This window comes from Streptomyces sp. NPDC049597 (genome assembly GCF_040675505.1).
Lineage (GTDB): Bacteria > Actinomycetota > Actinomycetes > Streptomycetales > Streptomycetaceae > Streptomyces.
This window is the reverse complement of sequence record NZ_JBFAOY010000005.1, coordinates 113,037-128,451: the sequence shown is the minus strand read 5'-3', so window position 1 is coordinate 128,451 and position 15,415 is coordinate 113,037. Positions and strand designations below refer to the sequence as shown.

Here is a 15,415-nt window from a genome sequence, read left to right as displayed (position 1 = left end):
ACCGCTGCACGGGGCCCTTCCCTCCACCCGTCACCGGGGCTCCGCCCCCGCGGGCGAGGGACCAAGCGGGGCGGCGAGCGGCACGGCGACACCCAGGGGTGTCGCGGACGGTGCCGGCGCGGTCCGGGCGACGACGAGCGCGCCCCCTGACCAGCAGGACGGCGGCGAGGGCGATTGCTGTGCTTCGGCGCGGTGGGGCGGAGACGGTCGGACGCATACCTGGCGCCGTGCGCGGGGACTGCGAAAGACGGACCGCGGGAGCATTCGTCGCGCGGCCGGGCACCTGTGCGCCCCGCGGCCCACGTTTGGGCGGCCCGCCGCCGTGCCAGGGATGGGGACATGCTGAAGACCGCGATAACGGTGTCCGAAGAGGTACGGGAGGCGCTCGACGCCGGCGCGCCCGTCGTCGCCCTGGAGTCGACGATCATCGCGCACGGACTGCCGCGCCCCCGCAACCTGGCCGTGGCCGAAGAACTGGAAGCGCTGGTACGGGCCGAGGGAGCCGTGCCCGCCACGATCGCCGTGCTCGACGGGCGGGCGCACATCGGCCTGGGAAAGGCGGATCTGGAGCGCGTCGCCGGTGATCCGCGCATGCGCAAGCTGGGCCACCGCGACCTGGCCCCCGCCCTCGCGACCGGTGCGAGCGGGGCAACGACGGTCTCCGCCACGGCGTTCCTCGCCGACCGGGCGGGCATCCCCGTCTTCGCGACCGGCGGGCTGGGCGGTGTGCACCGCGGCTGGACCGAGACGCAGGACGAGTCGGCCGACCTGCGACTGCTCGCGCAGGTCGGCCTCACCGTGGTCTGCGCGGGGGTCAAGTCGATCCTGGACGTCCCGGCCACCCTCCAGCGGCTGGAGACGCTCGGGGTGGGCGTCGTCGGCTACGGGACCGACCGGTTCCCCGGCTTCTACCTGACGTCGTCGGGCGAACCGGTCGACTGGACCCTCCGCACGCCCGAGGAGGTCGCCGCGGTGATGCACGCCAAGGACCTGCTGGCCGAGCCGTACTCCGCCCTGGTCGTGGCCAATCCCGTATCCGTGGAGGACCAGTTGGATCCTGCCCTGCACGACCGGGTGCTCGCACGGGCGCTCGGCGAGGCACAGGAGGAGGGCGTCACCGGACAGGCCGTCACCCCCTTCCTGCTGGAACGGCTGATGCGCTACACCGAGGGCGCCTCGCTGGAGGCCAACCTGGCGGCGGTGCGGGGCAATGTGCGGCTCGCCGCACGCATCGCAGCGGCGTACGCATGACGGGCACTTCGAGGACGCCCGGCCGGACGGGAGGGGCTGACGGGACCCCGCCGGGGGACGGCTCGCCGGGGCTGCTCGTCGTCGGCGACGTCGTCACCGACGTCGTGGCACGTCATCGGACGCCGCTCGCGCGGGGCACGGACACAGCCGCCTGCATCCGCATCCTGCCGGGTGGCGCAGGGGCCAACGTCTGCTGCTGGGCCGCCCTTTGGGGCTGCGCCGACGTGCGGCTGCTCGCCCGCGCGGGCGAGGCCGACGTGGCGTGGCACGCCGAGCGGCTGACGGCGGCGGGCGTGCGTCCGCTTCTGGTGCCCGACGCCGAGGCGCCGACCGCCACCGTCGTGGCCCTCGTCGACGAGGCCGCCGAGCGCACCTTCCTCACGGACAGCGGCGCGGTGCTGCGGCTGGGCCCCGAGGACTGGGCGCCGTCCTTGCTCGACGGGGTCGGGCACCTGCACCTGTCGGGCTACCTCCTGTTCTCCGGCACGAGCAGGGAGGCCGCCGGCCTGGCGATGCGCTCGGCACGGGAACGGGGCATCCCGGTGAGCGTGGACCCGGCGTCGGCGGGCTTCATCTCCGAACTGGGCGTCGAGCACGTGCTGTCCGCCCTCGACGGCACAGACGCCCTGTTCCCCAACGCGGACGAGGCCCGCCTCCTCACCGGCCTGCCCGACGCCGCGGACGCGGCAGCGAAGCTCAGCCGGATCGTGCCGCTCACCGTGGTGACGCTGGGCGGACGGGGCGCCCTGGTCGCCGAGTCGGGCCGGGTCACGGCACACGTCCCGGCCGAACCGGCCGAGGCGGTGGACACGACAGGGGCCGGGGACGCGTTCACGGGCGCGTTCCTCGCCGCGCGCCTCATGGGGGCGGACGCCGCCGCGGCGGCGGTGGAGGGCTGCCGGGCCGGTTCCAGGGCGGTGACGCTGATCGGCGGCCGCCCGTGACGCAGCGGCCTCAGGGCAGTCCGCCCCAGGCGGGGTGGCGCGGATCGTCGGCGCGTACGACGACGTCGGCCGTTTCGGCGGGACGGACCTCGTCCTCGTACCGCGCGTACGCCGGCAGCGTCCAGCGCTCCCGCTCGTCGGTGCGGCGCTCCAACGCGCCCGGCGAGAGCCGCAGATGCGCGGTGAGGTCGAACGGGAACCAGTGGCCGAGCAGGAACGGCCCGTGCAGCATCAGTACACCACCCGCGGGCAGTGGGACAGGCGCCGACCGGGTCGCGCGGTCAGTCGCCGGGTCCCACAGGTCCGGCAGCACCCGCCCGCTGCCGCCCGGCTCCAGCGGCCCGAAGACCTCGCGCCACAGCGCGCCCGTGTCGAACCAGGACCCGTAGTACGCGTCGGGGTCCTCGCGACCGTACTCGTAGCGCAGCGACGCCGGCCGCAGAAACCCGCCCGTGCCGACGACGAGCACGCCGCGCCCGCGCAGCCGGAGCGCGTCGCCGATGCGCTCCGCCAGTTCACCGGGCCGGGCGGCGGGTGGGCCGTCGACGCCGACCCGCAACCAGGGGCTGCCGTCCTGAGCGGTGGTCGTCAGCACCCGCTCGGCCACGGCCTCCGCGAGCCGCTCCCAGGTGATCGCTTCCAGTCGCACGGCCCCATCATCACCCGAGCGAGGCCGGGACGGTCGGCGCGCGGGCGGCACCGTGCGACGCGGCAGCGGCACGGCCCGCTTCATCCCCTCAGGTCCCCGGCACCCCGACGAGCGCGGCGTCGCCCTCCGCCTTGATCCTGCCGGTCCGTACGCCCTCCTCGACCGTCAGGTCCCCGCTGCCGATCGCGACACAGGCCTCGGCGTCGAGGGTCAGGCACACGTCGGGCGCGTCGGCGGGCCCGTCACCGTACGGGGAGGCTTCGGCCTCCCCCAGCCGCAGGTGGAACACGCCCTCGTCCAGCCTGACTTCGACCACCCCTGACCTTCCCCGCGCCTGGAGGGCACGCAGCAGCGGAATGGCGAACCAGTGCGCGCGGACGGCGTCGGTGGGTCTGCGCTCGGCGAGGGCCGGCGCGCCCCATCGGGCCAGCGCGGTCAGGACGGGCAGCAGTTCCCGTCCCCGTTCGGTCAGCTCGTAGACGTACGCGGCCGACGGCGGCGGGAGCCGGCGACGGGTCGCCAGGCCGTCGCGCTCCATGTCCTTCAGCCGGGACGCCAGGACGTCGGTGCTGACACCCGGCAGGTCGGCGTGCAGGTCGGTGTAGCGGCGGGGACCGGCCAGCAACTCCCGGACGACGAGCAGCGTCCAGCGGTCGCCGACCGCGTCCAGGGCGCGGGCTGCGGCGCAGTACTGGTCATAGCTCCGGCGGCGCGTCTCACGTGGCATGCGACGCAGTCTAGACATGTTGTTGGACTTTCCAAGCTCGAACTTGGTAAAACCAAGTACACCATTGAGCCCGGGAGGCACGGCATGGAGTTCCGGCAGTCGAGCAAGCTCAGCGAGGTCTGCTACGAGATCCGCGGTCCGGTGATAGAACACGCCAACGCGCTGGAGGAAGCCGGCCACAGCGTCCTGCGGCTGAACACCGGCAACCCGGCCCTCTTCGGGTTCGAGGCGCCGGAGGAGATCGTCCAGGACATGATCCGGATGCTGCCCCAGGCCCACGGGTACACCGACTCCCGCGGCATCCTCTCGGCCCGCCGCGCGGTCGCCCAGCGCTACCAGGCCATGGGGCTCGCCGATGTCGACGTCGACGACGTCTTCCTCGGCAACGGCGTCTCCGAACTGGTCTCGATGGCCGTCCAGGCGCTCCTGGAGGACGGCGACGAAGTGCTGATCCCGGCGCCGGACTTCCCGCTGTGGACCGCCGTGACCACGCTTGCCGGCGGCACAGCGGTGCACTACCTGTGCGACGAGGAGTCCGACTGGTACCCGGACCTCGACGACATGGCGTCCAAGATCACCGATCGCACTCGGGCCGTCGTCATCATCAACCCGAACAACCCGACCGGCGCGGTCTATCCGCGTGAGGTCGTGGAGGGCATCCTCGATCTGGCCCGCCGCCACCAGCTGATGGTGTTCGCCGACGAGATCTACGACCGGATCGTGTACGACGACGCCGTGCACCACCCCGCCGCCGCGCTCGCCCCCGACCTCGTCGTCCTCACCTTCGGCGGCCTGTCCAAGACGTACCGCGTCGCAGGATTCCGCTCCGGCTGGCTCGTCGTCTCCGGCCCGCGGCAGCACGCCCGCAACTACCTCGAGGGCCTGACGATGCTGGCCTCGATGCGGCTGTGCGCCAACGCGCCCGCCCAGTACGCCATCCAGGCCGCACTCGGTGGCCGGCAGTCCATCCAGGAGCTGGTGGCGCCCGGCGGCAGGCTCCACGAGCAGCGCGACCGGGCGTGGGAGAAGCTGAACGAGATCCCGGGCGTCTCCTGCGTCAAACCCAAGGGCGCGCTCTACGCCTTCCCCCGGCTGGACCCGAAGGTCCACCCGATCCACGACGACGAGAAGTTCGTCCTCGACCTGCTGCTGCGCGAGAAGATCCAGGTCGTCCAGGGGACGGGTTTCAACTGGCCCCGCCCCGACCACTTCCGGATCCTCACCCTGCCGCACGCCGACGACCTGGACGCCGCGATCAGCCGCATCGGCCGCTTCCTGAGCGGCTACCGCCAGTAGGCCGAGGGGGACGGCTGCTGCGGCGGACCGGACCTCGCTCTTGACGCCGTTCTCCACTGCGATGATCTGATGGGTTCCGCCACCGGGTGAAGCCGGCCGCCACGGCCCGCGCCCGCCCCCACGATTCACCGCAGCTCTGGAGCGCGCACATGTGGACAGCCGTCATCGCCGTCATCGGCACTCTGCTCGGATCGGTGGCGACGCACCTGTTCCAGCGCCAGACGGCCGAGCGCAGCGCCGCCCTCACCCGCGCGGAGCAGCTGCGTCAGGAGCGGATCACGGCGTACAGCGCCTTCGCCGGCGCGCTCGTCGACTACCGTCGCGGCCAGAACGACCGCTGGCACCGGGCGAAGGAGGCCCCGGGCAGCGCCACCGCCGAGGAGGCGCGCATCGACTCGTACCGGCTGCGTTCCAGCGCCCACCAGGCGCTGATCCGGGTGCAGTTGGTGTGCGAGGACCCGCAGGCCCTGGATCTGGCCGCCGCGGCCTTCGAGGTCACGAACTGCATGCACGAGGCGCCGGACGAGGCGGACCGCGCGCGGCGTTCCGAGCAGGCGCGCGAGACGCTGTCCGAGTTCATCGGGGCCGCGGCGCCCGGCGTGCGCTAGAGGACGCGGCGGCCTGGACGGCGGGCGGCGACACCGCCCGCCGGGTCGCCTCTCAGTCCCCCGCCGCCGGTTGCGCGAGCGTACGCACGGGGCTGCCGGCGAGGTAGGCGGCGATGTCCTCGACCGCCTGCCGGAAGTACCCCTCGTAGTTGTGCCGTGTGACGTATCCGAGATGCGGCAGGCCCAGGAAGTTCGGCGCCGTGCGCAGCGGGTCGTCGGCCGGCAGCGGCTCCCGGGCGAAGACGTCGGAGCCGGCGCCCGCGATCCACCCCTCACGCAGCGCCTGCAGCAGGGCCGCCTGGTCGACGATCGCGGCCCGCGAGGTGTTGACCAGGTAGGCGGTGCGGCGCATCCGCCTGAGCTCAGGGGCGCCGATCAGCCCGCGTGTGCGGTCGGACAGTTGCAGGTGCACCGAGACGAAGTCCCCCGCCTCGAGGAGCCCTTCCAGCGACGCCGCCCGCTCCACACCGTGTTCCGCTGCCCGCTCGTCGGTGAGATTGCGGCTCCACGCCATGACGTCCATGCCGAAGGCCTGCCCGACCCGGGCGACCTTGGTGCCGATCTTGCCGAGACCGACCAGGGCGAGCCGGCTGCCGTGCAGATCCGTGCCGAGGGTGGACTGCCACGGTCCGCCGTTCCGCAGCGCCGTGCTCTCCGCCGTCACATGCCGGGCGAGCCCCAGAATGAGCGCCCAGGTCAGCTCGGCGGGCGGCTCGGAGCTGCTGGCGGTTCCGCAGACGGTGACGCCGTGGCGCGCCGCGGCTTCGAGGTCGATGGACGCGTTGCGCATGCCCGAGGTGATCAGGAGCTTCAGCCGCGGCAGCCGTGCGAGCAGTGACGCGGTGACAGGTGTCCGCTCGCGCATCACGACGAGGATCTCGCAGTCGCCCACTTCGGCGGCGAGAGCCTCTTCCGAGGTGAAGTGGTCCCGGAGGGAGCGTACTTCGACGGAACCGGCGAGTGAGGACCAGTCGGCCAGGGTGAGCGCGACGTCCTGGTAGTCGTCGAGCACGGCACAGTGAAGCGTCATGGGAGCGGAGCGTACCTGCTGGGTACGCTGCCGATATGGACCTGGTGGTCGTCCAGCCGCTCAAGGGCAGGCACTGCGGGGAGTGCCACCGAGGGCCGCTGGAGATGCATGTGCTGGAGTCCGGTGTCCCCGTCTGCCTGGACTGCGCCGATCTCGGACACCTGGTGTATCTGCCGCGGGGCAGCGCGGCCCTCACCCGCCGGGCGCGCGAAGGCAGTTCGCTGTTCGCGGTCGTGGTCCGCCTCAACCGCCGCCACAGCCGTTACGAGCGCCAAGGACTCCTGGTCGAGGAGGCGGCGCTCGCCCGGGCGGAGTCGGCCTGTCTGGCCGACGCGGAGGCGCGGGCCCGTCGGCGTGCCCGGGACGCCGAGCGCCGGGCGGCTGAGGACGTGCGGTTCACCGCGGCCCTGACGGCCGAGATCCTGCGGCTGTTCCCCCGGTGTCCGCCCGAGCGGGCCGCCGGCATAGCGGCGCACGCGTCGGTGCGTGGCAGCGGCCGGGTGGGGAGGACCGCGGCCGGCCGGTCTCTGGACGAAGGAGCGGTCACGGCCGCGGTGAGGGCGTCGGTACGGCACCTCGACACCGAGTACGACGCCCTGCTCGCGGCCGGGGTCGACCGCCACCAGGCGCGGGCCCGGCTGGCGGCGGACATCGATGCCGTCCTGGAGTCGTGGCGGCCCTCATCGGGAGAGCCGCCACCGACTGCGGACGGTCGTGCGGAGCGTCAGAACTGGGCGGGGCGGAAGCGGCGGTAGAGCACCGCACCACCGAGCACCATGGCCATGCCCGTCGGCACGGCGAACGCCAGTGTGGGGGCGCCGGTCTCGGCGAGCGACCCGCCGGCCGGCTTCGGGGCGAAGGCCCGGTCGGACGGCTTCTGCCCCTTGGCCGCCTTCGGCGGCGTCGCGGGCCTCACCTTGGCGGGCGGCTTGCCGGGCACGTTCGTCGAGACGTTGCCGACGGCCGGGTTGCCGATGCCGACGACGTTCACGGAGTTGCCGCTGACGTTGACCGGGACATGGACGGGCAGTTGCACGACGTTGCCCGACAGGACGCCCGGCGAGTCTGCGGCGTCGCCGTCGGCGACGGCGCCACCGCCGGAGCTGTTCGAGGCGCCGCTCTGCGAACCGGACTGCCCGCCGCCCGAGGACGATACGTCGGCACAGGAGTTGCCCGCCGCCGGGTTGAGCAGCCCGACGACGTTGACGGTGTTGCCGCACACGTTGACCGGAACGTGGACGGGCAGTTGCACCGCGTTTCCGGACAGTACGCCGGGTGATCCGACGGCAGCGCCGTCCGCGTTCGAGCCGGCGTGCGCATAGCCGCTGGCCATGGCCAGCGCGCCACCCGTGAGCATCACGGTGGCCAGGCCCTTTCGGTGAACCTGCCTCATGAGTTTCCCTGCCTTCAGGAAAGTATCGCGGGGCACTCGCCCGCACCGGAACTAACGCCAAGAGGCCGCATCGGTTCTGCCGATCGAGGCATTCACTCATTCGGGCGTGTGAGGCTTCGAACGCACGATGCCCCTCATGGCCTGCCGCTGGGTCGGGTGGCGTACTGCTGGACACTCCGTCTTCCTTGCGTCACGTCGCCCCGGCAGGAGCGTGGCGCATTGGGCAACGACGGTGGGGTGCCGTCCCAGTCCGGTCACCGCCCGCCGTCGAGGGGCCCTTGCGCTCATGCGGGTGGATTCGGGAACGACGTCGGTGATCCACCCGCCTCGGCGCCCGGCGCGCTTGCCACAGTGAGCCGTCCGCCGCAGGGCCGTGCGGTGCCGCGCCCGCGGCTCCGGGCCACCGCGCGGCGGCCCGGCAGCCGCAGTCCGACCGAACGAAGGGATCGTCCGTTGTCCTCCCCCCACCCGTTGCGCCCTCACACCCGCTCCGTGAAGCACCGGACGCTGCTCACCGCCCTGGGCGCCGCCATCGCCGCACTCGCGGTCGCCGCGCCCACCGCCCAGGCCGGACTCGACGGCGAGCGGACCGTGTCCATCACCTCCTCGGCCACCACCCAGGTGCAACGCGGCGAACGCTACGTCGAGACACGGCTGTTCTTCGGCACCGAGCGCCCCGACGGCGGCAGGGCCGTGACGGACGCGCAGTTCATGTCCTTCGTCGACCGCCATGTGACACCGGGCTTCCCCGACGGTCTCACGATCCAGGAGGGGAGCGGGCAGTGGCGCGACTCCCACGGCAGGATCGAGCGCGAGCGTTCGTACGAACTGATCCTGCTCTACCCGGCCACCGAGGCGCGTCAGCGTGATCCGTTCATCGAGGCTGTTCGCGAGGCGTACGTGAAGACGTACGCGCAGGATTCGGTGGCGCGGCTGGACGAACCGACGCTCGCGGACTTCTGATGGAGGGTCGGGGTGACGGCGGGAGGGCAATCAGCCGCCCACCAGTGTCGTGAGAGCGCCGACGGGGTCCGTGTCGGGGGTGCCGCGGGGCCACCAGTCCTCGCGGTCGGGGTCCGACTCATAGCCGTACCAGAGTCCGTCGCGCCCGAGCCGGAGCTGGAGGGAGCGCGAGGAGAGGCGGTTGCGCCAGGGGCGGAAGTGCGGGAAGTCGGCCGCGGCGAGGGCGGGCCTCGCCCGGTCGAAGGGCCCGGCGGGCGGGTCCCAGGGCTCTTCGAGGACGCGCAGCGCGGCCAGTCCTCCCTGACGCCAGGCGGCCACGGCCCGGGCCAGGTCGGTGGGGGTGCGGTCGGCCGCCGCGGCGAGGTCGCGGTAGAGAGCGCGGGTGGAGGCGGTCAGTCCGGAGCCGGGGTGCGCGGCGGCGAGGCGGACCGCGTCCTGCCAGGGTGTCAGCCGGGCGACGGGGTCCTTGCCGGTGGCAAGGAGGGTGTGGGCTCGTGCCGCCGCCTCACCCGCCAGGAGGTCGAGAGCGAGTGGGTCGGGGGCGCCGGGGGCGTGCGGATAGGCGGGCGGACGGCCGGGCCGGGCGGGAAGCGGGAACGGGGCCGGCAGCGGTGGCCGTGCCCGCTCGGCGACCGCCTCGCGGGCGGGCACGGTGGTGACGGGGGCCGCGGCCTCCGCGGCGGCGCGCTCTGCCGCGGAACGGGTGGCGTTGCGGTGGGACAGGGCGGAGAGGATGTCCCGCTCGCCCCGGCCACGCATCAGGAACAGGACGAACGGGTCCTCGTCGAGCAGTCTGGCCGTCTGGTAGCACAGGGCGGCCGCGTGCTTGCAGGGGTAGCCGTTGTCGGGGCAGGAGCAGTCGGGGATCAGGTCGCCGGGTGTGGGCAGCAGGTCGGCGGCGTCGGCCAGGGCATGGGGGACGTCCTTGTCGAGCAGCGCGGCGATGTGGTCCGGGCGTGCCGAAGCGGCGGCGAGGAAGTCGTCCCAGTCCTCGTCGGCGAGAGTGCGCAGCCGGATCTCGGTGCGGTACGGGCGTGGTCTACTGCCGTGGACGTACGCCGTGACCCGGCCGGGGGTGACGGTGATCGACGCGACGTTGCCCCGGCCGGCGTAGGCGCGGCCGCGCTGCAGACGGGCGGGGTCGAGGGCCGTGTCCTCGAGTGCCTCCACCCAGGCGTTGCCCCACCAGGTGGAGGAGATCTCCTCGCCCTGGACGGGATCGAGCGCGGGGAACGTGCGGCGCAGGTCGTCGTGGCGGGGGTCGGGGCGGGCGGTGGACCTGCGGCCGGGGCGCGGCCGCACTCGCGGGCTCATGAGTGCCTCCTCAGCGAGACCAGGTCGGCGAGCTCGCGGTCGGTCAGCTCGGTCAGCGCGGCCTCGCCGGAACCGAGCACCGCGTCCGCCAGGGCCCGCTTGGAGGCGAGCATCTCGGCGATCCGGTCCTCGACGGTGCCCTCGGCGATGAGCCGGTGGACCTGCACGGGCTGTGTCTGGCCGATGCGATAGGCCCGGTCCGTCGCCTGCTCCTCGACCGCCGGATTCCACCAGCGGTCGAAGTGGACGACGTGCCCCGCTCTCGTGAGGTTGAGCCCCGTGCCCGCCGCTTTGAGGGACAGGATGAACACCGGCGCCTCGCCCGACTGGAATCGATCGACCATCCGCTCCCGCTCCGCCACCGGTGTGCCGCCGTGCAGCAGCTGGCTCGGGATCGCCAGGGACGTCAGGTGGTCCGAGAGCAGGCGGGCCATGGAGACGTACTGGGTGAAGACGAGGACGGAGCCGTCCTCCGACAGGATGGTCTCGATCAGCTCGTCCAGGAGGGCGAGCTTGCCCGAGCGGCCCGAGAGCCTGGGCGAGCCGGTGCCGTGCCCGTGCCCCGGCGTGTGCTCCTTGAGGAACTGGGCGGGGTGGTTGCAGATCTGCTTCAGCGCGGTCAGCAGCTTCATCACCAGGCCGCGGCGGGCCATGCCCTCCGCGCCCTCGATGGCCGCCATGGCCTCGCGCACCACCGCCTCGTACAGCGACGCCTGCTCGCGGGTGAGCGGGACGGGGTGGTCGGTTTCGGTCTTCGGCGGCAGCTCCGGAACGATGCCCGGGTCGGACTTCCTGCGGCGCAGGAGGAACGGCCGCACCAGGCGGGCGAGGCGCTCGGCCGCCTCCTCGTCCTCGCCGTTCTCCACGATGCGGGCGTGCCGGGCCCGGAACGCCTTGAGCGGCCCGAGCAGGCCGGGCGTCGTCCAGTCCAGCAACGCCCACAGCTCGGAGAGGTTGTTCTCCACGGGCGTGCCGGTGAGGGCGACCCGCGCGGGCGCGGGAATCGTGCGCAGCGCCTTGGCGGTTGCGGAGAAGGGGTTCTTCACGTGCTGGGCCTCGTCGGCGACGACCATGCCCCAGGGGTGACCGGCGAGCAGCTCCGCGCTGGTGCGCATCGTGCCGTACGTGGTGAGGACGAAGCCGCCGCCGGAGGCCGGCAGGGTGCGGTCGGAGCCGTGGAAGCGGCGTACGGGGACGCCGGGCGCGAACCGCGCGATCTCCCGCTGCCAGTTGCCGAGGAGAGATGCCGGGCAGACGACCAGGGTCGCCTCCCTGCGCGCTCTCCGCAGGTGCAGGGCGATGACGGTGACGGTCTTGCCGAGGCCCATGTCGTCGGCGAGGCAGCCGCCGAGGCCGAGCGAGGTCATCAGGTCCAGCCAGGCCAGGCCGCGCAGCTGGTAGTCGCGGAGGGTGGCGGCGAGGCCGTCGGGTGGGCTCACGGGGTCCGAGGCCGCGGTGAGCCGGTCCCGCAGGGCGGCGAGCGCCCCGGTCGGCACCGCCTCGACCGTCTCCCCCTCCACCTCTGCCGTACCCGTCAGCGCCACGGCCAGCGCGTCGACCGGCTCCAGCAGCCCCAACTCGCGCTTGCGCGCCTTGCGGACGAGGTCGGGGTCCACCACCACCCACCGGTCACGCAGACGCACGACGGGCCGGTGGGACTCGGCCAGCGCGTCCATCTCGCCCTCGGTCAGCGGGTCGCCGTCCAGGGCCAACTGCCAGTCGAATCTGAGCAGTTCCTCGCTGTCGAAGAACGGTGTGCCATCGGTCGCCGAGCCCGGCGCGGGGCGCACGACGGCGGCCGCGCTGAGCGACCGCGCGAGCTCCTTCGGCCAGTGCACTTCCACACCTGCCGCGTCCAGACGCGCGGCCCCGGGTCCCAGCAGCTCGTACAGCTCGTCCTCGGTGAGAGGAAGGACGTCCGGCACGTCCATCTCCAGCAGCCGGGTGAGCGGTGCCCAGACACGGGCCGCGCGGCGCAGGGCCAGCATCGCGTCGATCCGTGCCCGCGGCCCGAACAGCTCGTCCCCGCCATCGGCCCACAGCCGGGCCGCGTCCATGACGAGGGTCGGGTCGGCGAGGCTGTGCACCTGGACCAGGGCGGCCCCTGCGCTGCACTGGGCCCCGTCCTCCTCGGCCAGGTCGAAGAGCTCGAACGCGGAGAGGTCCAGGCGCAGCGACACCCGTACCCCGGCGTCCATCCCCGCGGCGGCCTCCGCCGCCCACTCACGCGCGCCGGGCAGGTGCTGCGCCGCGGCTGCGGCGAACGGCGCGCCCGCGGCATGCGCCGCGGCCGGTGTGCGCGGCAGCGTGTCGGCGACCGCGTCGAAGAACTGCCGCACCAGTGCCTCGGGCTCGGGCAGGGACAACGGCCGCACCCCCGGGACGGGGGTGGCATGCGCCTCGTACGGCATGGCGGCCGCGATGGCCCGCAGCTGGGCGATGTCGTCCGCGTCGAGCGGACCGGCCCGCCAGGCGTCGTGGTCGGTCGCGGTGAGGCCCGGCATGACACGGCCGCGCGCCACGAGGTGGAGCGCGTGCAGGGCGGCGGCACCCCAGCAGGCGGCGGCAGGGTGGGCGAGGGGGTCGTGGCGGGCCTGCATGAGCAACGGGGCCGCATCCGCGACGGAGAGCGTCCGCGCGGGGACGCTGCGGCTCCGGACCCCGTCGTCGGCCGCGTCGTTCGTGCCGCTGACGCGGCTGTCCACACCGTCCAGGCCCTCCACGCCGACGACGGTGAGCTCGCTGTCCGCGCCGGGGACTTCGGCGCCGTCCGGATCCCAGAAGGCGACCCGGCCGTCGCGGGGCAGGGCTCCCGGCACGAAGACTGCCGCGCAGCGCAGCAGCGGACGCGCCAGGTCAGGGGGCGTCTCGGTGGAGAGCGCAAGGTTCGGGGCCATGGGTCACCTCCTCCCGCAGGTCGGCAGCAACGTGCGAGTCACTGGATCCACGACCTTACGGGTGAGGTCTGACAATCGCGGCCGCTACCGCCCTGACCTGTGCATTCGACCCTACGTCGGCGGCCGTGGGGTGACCGGTCCGCAGCCGGCAACGCGCCCCGCCCCCACCGGAGCACCGTGCCTGCGCTCAGCCGGCAGGGGTGTGCGTCGTGGGCGGTGGGGCCTCGCTGCCGAACGGCTCCTCGGCCGGCGGAGCGCCGCGCTGCTCCTGGACCTGGCCGTCCGCCGGGCCGGACACGTCGGTCGGCTCCTCGGTCACACCGGGCACAGGGAGCCCGCCCGAGACGTCGGGGGCGGCGGAGCGGTCGGAGGCGTCAGAGCCGTCGGCGGCGCCCGGCCCGCTCGCCACGTCCGGTCGGACCGGCTCCGGCCCGGTGCCGCCTGCCGTCACCTCCGGCTGCGGCGCAGCGGCCGGGGCCGCAGCACCGGACTGCTGGGCCCGCTCCAGGAAGCGCAGCAGCTCCACGGGGAACGGCAGAACCAGCGTGGAGTTCTTCTCCGCCGCGACGGCGACCACGGTCTGGAGCAGTCGCAGCTGGAGGGCGGCGGGCTGCTTCGACATCTCCCCCGCGGCCTCGGCCAGCTTCTTCGACGCCTGGAGTTCGGCGTCCGCGTTGATGACCCGGGCCCTGCGCTCGCGGTCGGCCTCGGCCTGCCGCGCCATCGACCGCTTCATGGCCTCGGGCAGCGACACGTCCTTGATCTCCACGCGGTCGATCTGGACGCCCCACCCGACGGCCGGGCTGTCGATCATCAACTCGAGCCCTTGATTGAGCTTTTCGCGGTTGGAGAGCAGATCGTCGAGGTCGCTCTTGCCGATGATCGAACGCAGTGACGTCTGTGCCATCTGTGACACCGCGAAGCGGTAGTCCTCGACCTCGACGACGGCGTTGATCGCGTCGACGACCCGGAAGTAGACAACCGCGTCGACGCGCACGGTCACGTTGTCGCGGGTGATGCCTTCCTGAGCGGGTACGGGCATGGTCACGATCTGCATGTTCACCTTGTGCATCCGGTCGATCGCCGGAACGATCATGGTGAACCCCGGCGCCCGCACTTCCCTGCGCAGCCGCCCGAGCCGGAGGACCACTCCCCGCTCGTACTGCTTGACCACCTTGGCAGCCGCCATCGCATACGCAGCGCATCCGGTCAGGACCGCAACGCCGGCCACCACCAGCTCCTCGACCATGGGGACACCCCCTGCCGTCGGGCCGCAGATTGCATTACCACGGTATGACCGTTATGCCCCGAGGACGAGCCCTCATCCACGGCTGCCGGGCGACGGCCTGCGCAGCAGGGCGGCGACCAGTCGCGCCGTCCGGTCGCGGCGGACGCGCGCCACGATCGCGAGGAGGGCGAGGAGGATCACGGGGGTGATCGCGTACGCGCCGTCGAACACGGTGATCCGTGCGACGAAGGCCCCGATCATGAGGCCCCTCAGGGCTGGCGCGGACTCGTCGGCTTCGCCCCGCGTTCTCGGGCCGTCGCGTTGACACCTGTTCCCCGGGCGGGTGCACGCTGGAGGTGGAGATGCGACTGCCATGCGTACTGGGAATGAACCGATCACCGCACGAAGCCCTCTGCGTCTGCGGCTCTGGCTCGGCATCTGGGGCCTGATCTGGACGGCCTCGGGCACCGCCGCGTTCGCCTGGGCGGGGCGTCCGGGCTGGGCCGCCGCGTGCGGCGCGCTGTTCCTGGTCGTCGCCGTGGACGTGGTGATGATCGTCCGGCACATCCGCCAGGGACCGCACTATCAGCCAGGGCGGGACGTTCCTCCCTACGAACCGGACCACGGCTGACGTACGGCGCCGACGGTGCCGCGGACAGGCGTCGGCGGTCGGGACCGACGGTCAGGAATCGCCGTCGAAGCGCGCGGCCCGGAGGTACTCGGGATTGGGGTCCAGTGCCGCCGCCAGACGGAAATGGCGCTTCGCCTGCTCGGGTCGTCCTGAGCGCTCGAAGGTGCGGGCCAGGGCGAAGTGGGCGAAGGCGTTGTCCGGCTCCCGCTCCAGTACGAGTTCGAATTCAAGCTCGGCGGGCCGCAGTTGCGCAGCGGCGAAGAACGCCCGTGCGCGCAGCAGCCGGGCGGCGGTGTTCTCCGGGTGGGCGGCGATCACCGAGTCGAGGAGCTTCACGGCGCCGCGCGGATCCCGCGCGGCCAGCAACTGCTCGGCCGCGCGATAGTCGATGACGTGCGTCTCCGGGTTGCTGTTGGGCACGCTGCGATCCTTCCCCTTGCTGTCCGCTTCCAACACCGCCTGAGACAGCGGTATTCCGGACAGC

The 15,415-nt window shown here is 73.1% G+C and carries 16 protein-coding genes; 7 read left to right on the top strand and 9 right to left on the bottom strand.

Features of this window, described 5'->3' with window-relative positions; translation table 11 throughout:
* Positions 1 to 339 precede the first annotated feature (339 nt).
* On the top strand, positions 340 to 1,251 hold the full coding sequence (locus tag AB0K02_RS08710) for a pseudouridine-5'-phosphate glycosidase (RefSeq protein WP_365991620.1): 912 nt from the start codon (positions 340 to 342) through the stop codon (positions 1,249 to 1,251).
* Positions 1,248 to 2,195, top strand: coding sequence for a PfkB family carbohydrate kinase (locus AB0K02_RS08705; protein ID WP_365991619.1), 948 nt, complete (start codon positions 1,248 to 1,250; stop codon positions 2,193 to 2,195). The genes AB0K02_RS08710 and AB0K02_RS08705 overlap by 4 nt, the downstream gene beginning before the upstream one ends.
* A gap of 10 nt (positions 2,196 to 2,205) precedes the next feature.
* On the opposite strand, the gene AB0K02_RS08700 is transcribed toward AB0K02_RS08705, so the two are convergent.
* Complete coding sequence (locus AB0K02_RS08700; RefSeq protein ID WP_365991618.1) at positions 2,206 to 2,844, bottom strand: uridine kinase; 639 nt, start codon at positions 2,842 to 2,844, stop codon at positions 2,206 to 2,208.
* Between the two features lie 88 nt (positions 2,845 to 2,932).
* The gene (locus AB0K02_RS08695) at positions 2,933 to 3,589 is read right to left on the bottom strand and encodes a winged helix-turn-helix transcriptional regulator (RefSeq protein ID WP_365991617.1); all 657 of its coding nucleotides are present in this window, start codon (positions 3,587 to 3,589) and stop codon (positions 2,933 to 2,935) included.
* Positions 3,590 to 3,655: 66 nt separating this feature from the next.
* Here AB0K02_RS08695 and AB0K02_RS08690 point away from each other — a divergent pair, with 66 nt between their 5' ends.
* Positions 3,656 to 4,867: a pyridoxal phosphate-dependent aminotransferase gene (locus AB0K02_RS08690; RefSeq protein WP_365991616.1), complete on the top strand. Its 1,212-nt coding sequence runs from the start codon at positions 3,656 to 3,658 to the stop codon at positions 4,865 to 4,867.
* Between the two features lie 149 nt (positions 4,868 to 5,016).
* The gene (locus tag AB0K02_RS08685) at positions 5,017 to 5,475 is read left to right on the top strand and encodes a hypothetical protein (RefSeq protein WP_365991615.1); all 459 of its coding nucleotides are present in this window, start codon (positions 5,017 to 5,019) and stop codon (positions 5,473 to 5,475) included.
* A 52-nt stretch (positions 5,476 to 5,527) separates the two neighbouring features.
* Here AB0K02_RS08685 and AB0K02_RS08680 read toward each other — a convergent pair whose 3' ends face one another.
* Positions 5,528 to 6,505 carry a D-2-hydroxyacid dehydrogenase family protein gene (locus AB0K02_RS08680; protein WP_365991614.1) on the bottom strand — a complete coding sequence of 326 codons (978 nt, stop codon included), beginning with the start codon at positions 6,503 to 6,505 and terminating at the stop codon, positions 5,528 to 5,530.
* Positions 6,506 to 6,540: 35 nt separating this feature from the next.
* Between AB0K02_RS08680 and AB0K02_RS08675 the strand changes: the two genes are divergently transcribed.
* Positions 6,541 to 7,260, top strand: coding sequence for a DUF2293 domain-containing protein (locus tag AB0K02_RS08675; RefSeq protein ID WP_365991613.1), 720 nt, complete (start codon positions 6,541 to 6,543; stop codon positions 7,258 to 7,260).
* Here AB0K02_RS08675 and AB0K02_RS08670 read toward each other — a convergent pair.
* Positions 7,230 to 7,898 carry a chaplin gene (locus AB0K02_RS08670; RefSeq protein ID WP_365991612.1) on the bottom strand — a complete coding sequence of 223 codons (669 nt, stop codon included), beginning with the start codon at positions 7,896 to 7,898 and terminating at the stop codon, positions 7,230 to 7,232. The two genes, AB0K02_RS08675 and AB0K02_RS08670, sit on opposite strands and share 31 nt — an antisense overlap.
* Positions 7,899 to 8,390: 492 nt before the next feature.
* Here AB0K02_RS08670 and AB0K02_RS08665 point away from each other — a divergent pair, with 492 nt between their 5' ends.
* Entirely contained in the window at positions 8,391 to 8,861 is a 471-nt protein-coding gene (locus AB0K02_RS08665; RefSeq protein WP_365991611.1) for a DUF3574 domain-containing protein, read from the top strand.
* A gap of 30 nt (positions 8,862 to 8,891) precedes the next feature.
* On the opposite strand, the gene AB0K02_RS08660 is transcribed toward AB0K02_RS08665, so the two are convergent.
* From AB0K02_RS08660 to AB0K02_RS08645, 4 genes are all read right to left on the bottom strand, one after another.
* A complete protein-coding gene (locus tag AB0K02_RS08660; protein ID WP_365991610.1) occupies positions 8,892 to 10,175 on the bottom strand; it encodes an SWIM zinc finger family protein in 1,284 nt (427 codons plus the stop codon).
* A complete protein-coding gene (locus AB0K02_RS08655; RefSeq protein ID WP_365991609.1) occupies positions 10,172 to 13,072 on the bottom strand; it encodes a DEAD/DEAH box helicase in 2,901 nt (966 codons plus the stop codon). Before AB0K02_RS08655 ends, AB0K02_RS08660 begins: the two co-directional genes overlap by 4 nt.
* 187 nt (positions 13,073 to 13,259) lie before the next feature.
* A complete protein-coding gene (locus AB0K02_RS08650) occupies positions 13,260 to 14,321 on the bottom strand; it encodes a slipin family protein (RefSeq protein WP_365991608.1) in 1,062 nt (353 codons plus the stop codon).
* Positions 14,322 to 14,393: 72 nt separating this feature from the next.
* Positions 14,394 to 14,561, bottom strand: coding sequence for a hypothetical protein (locus tag AB0K02_RS08645; RefSeq protein WP_365991607.1), 168 nt, complete (start codon positions 14,559 to 14,561; stop codon positions 14,394 to 14,396).
* 112 nt (positions 14,562 to 14,673) lie between these two features.
* Here AB0K02_RS08645 and AB0K02_RS08640 point away from each other — a divergent pair, with 112 nt between their 5' ends.
* Positions 14,674 to 14,931: a DUF6343 family protein gene (locus tag AB0K02_RS08640; RefSeq protein ID WP_365991606.1), complete on the top strand. Its 258-nt coding sequence runs from the start codon at positions 14,674 to 14,676 to the stop codon at positions 14,929 to 14,931.
* Positions 14,932 to 14,982: 51 nt separating this feature from the next.
* Here the strand turns inward: AB0K02_RS08640 and AB0K02_RS08635 are convergent, their stop codons facing one another.
* Positions 14,983 to 15,351: a tetratricopeptide repeat protein gene (locus AB0K02_RS08635; RefSeq protein WP_307716037.1), complete on the bottom strand. Its 369-nt coding sequence runs from the start codon at positions 15,349 to 15,351 to the stop codon at positions 14,983 to 14,985.
* Positions 15,352 to 15,415 lie beyond the last annotated feature (64 nt).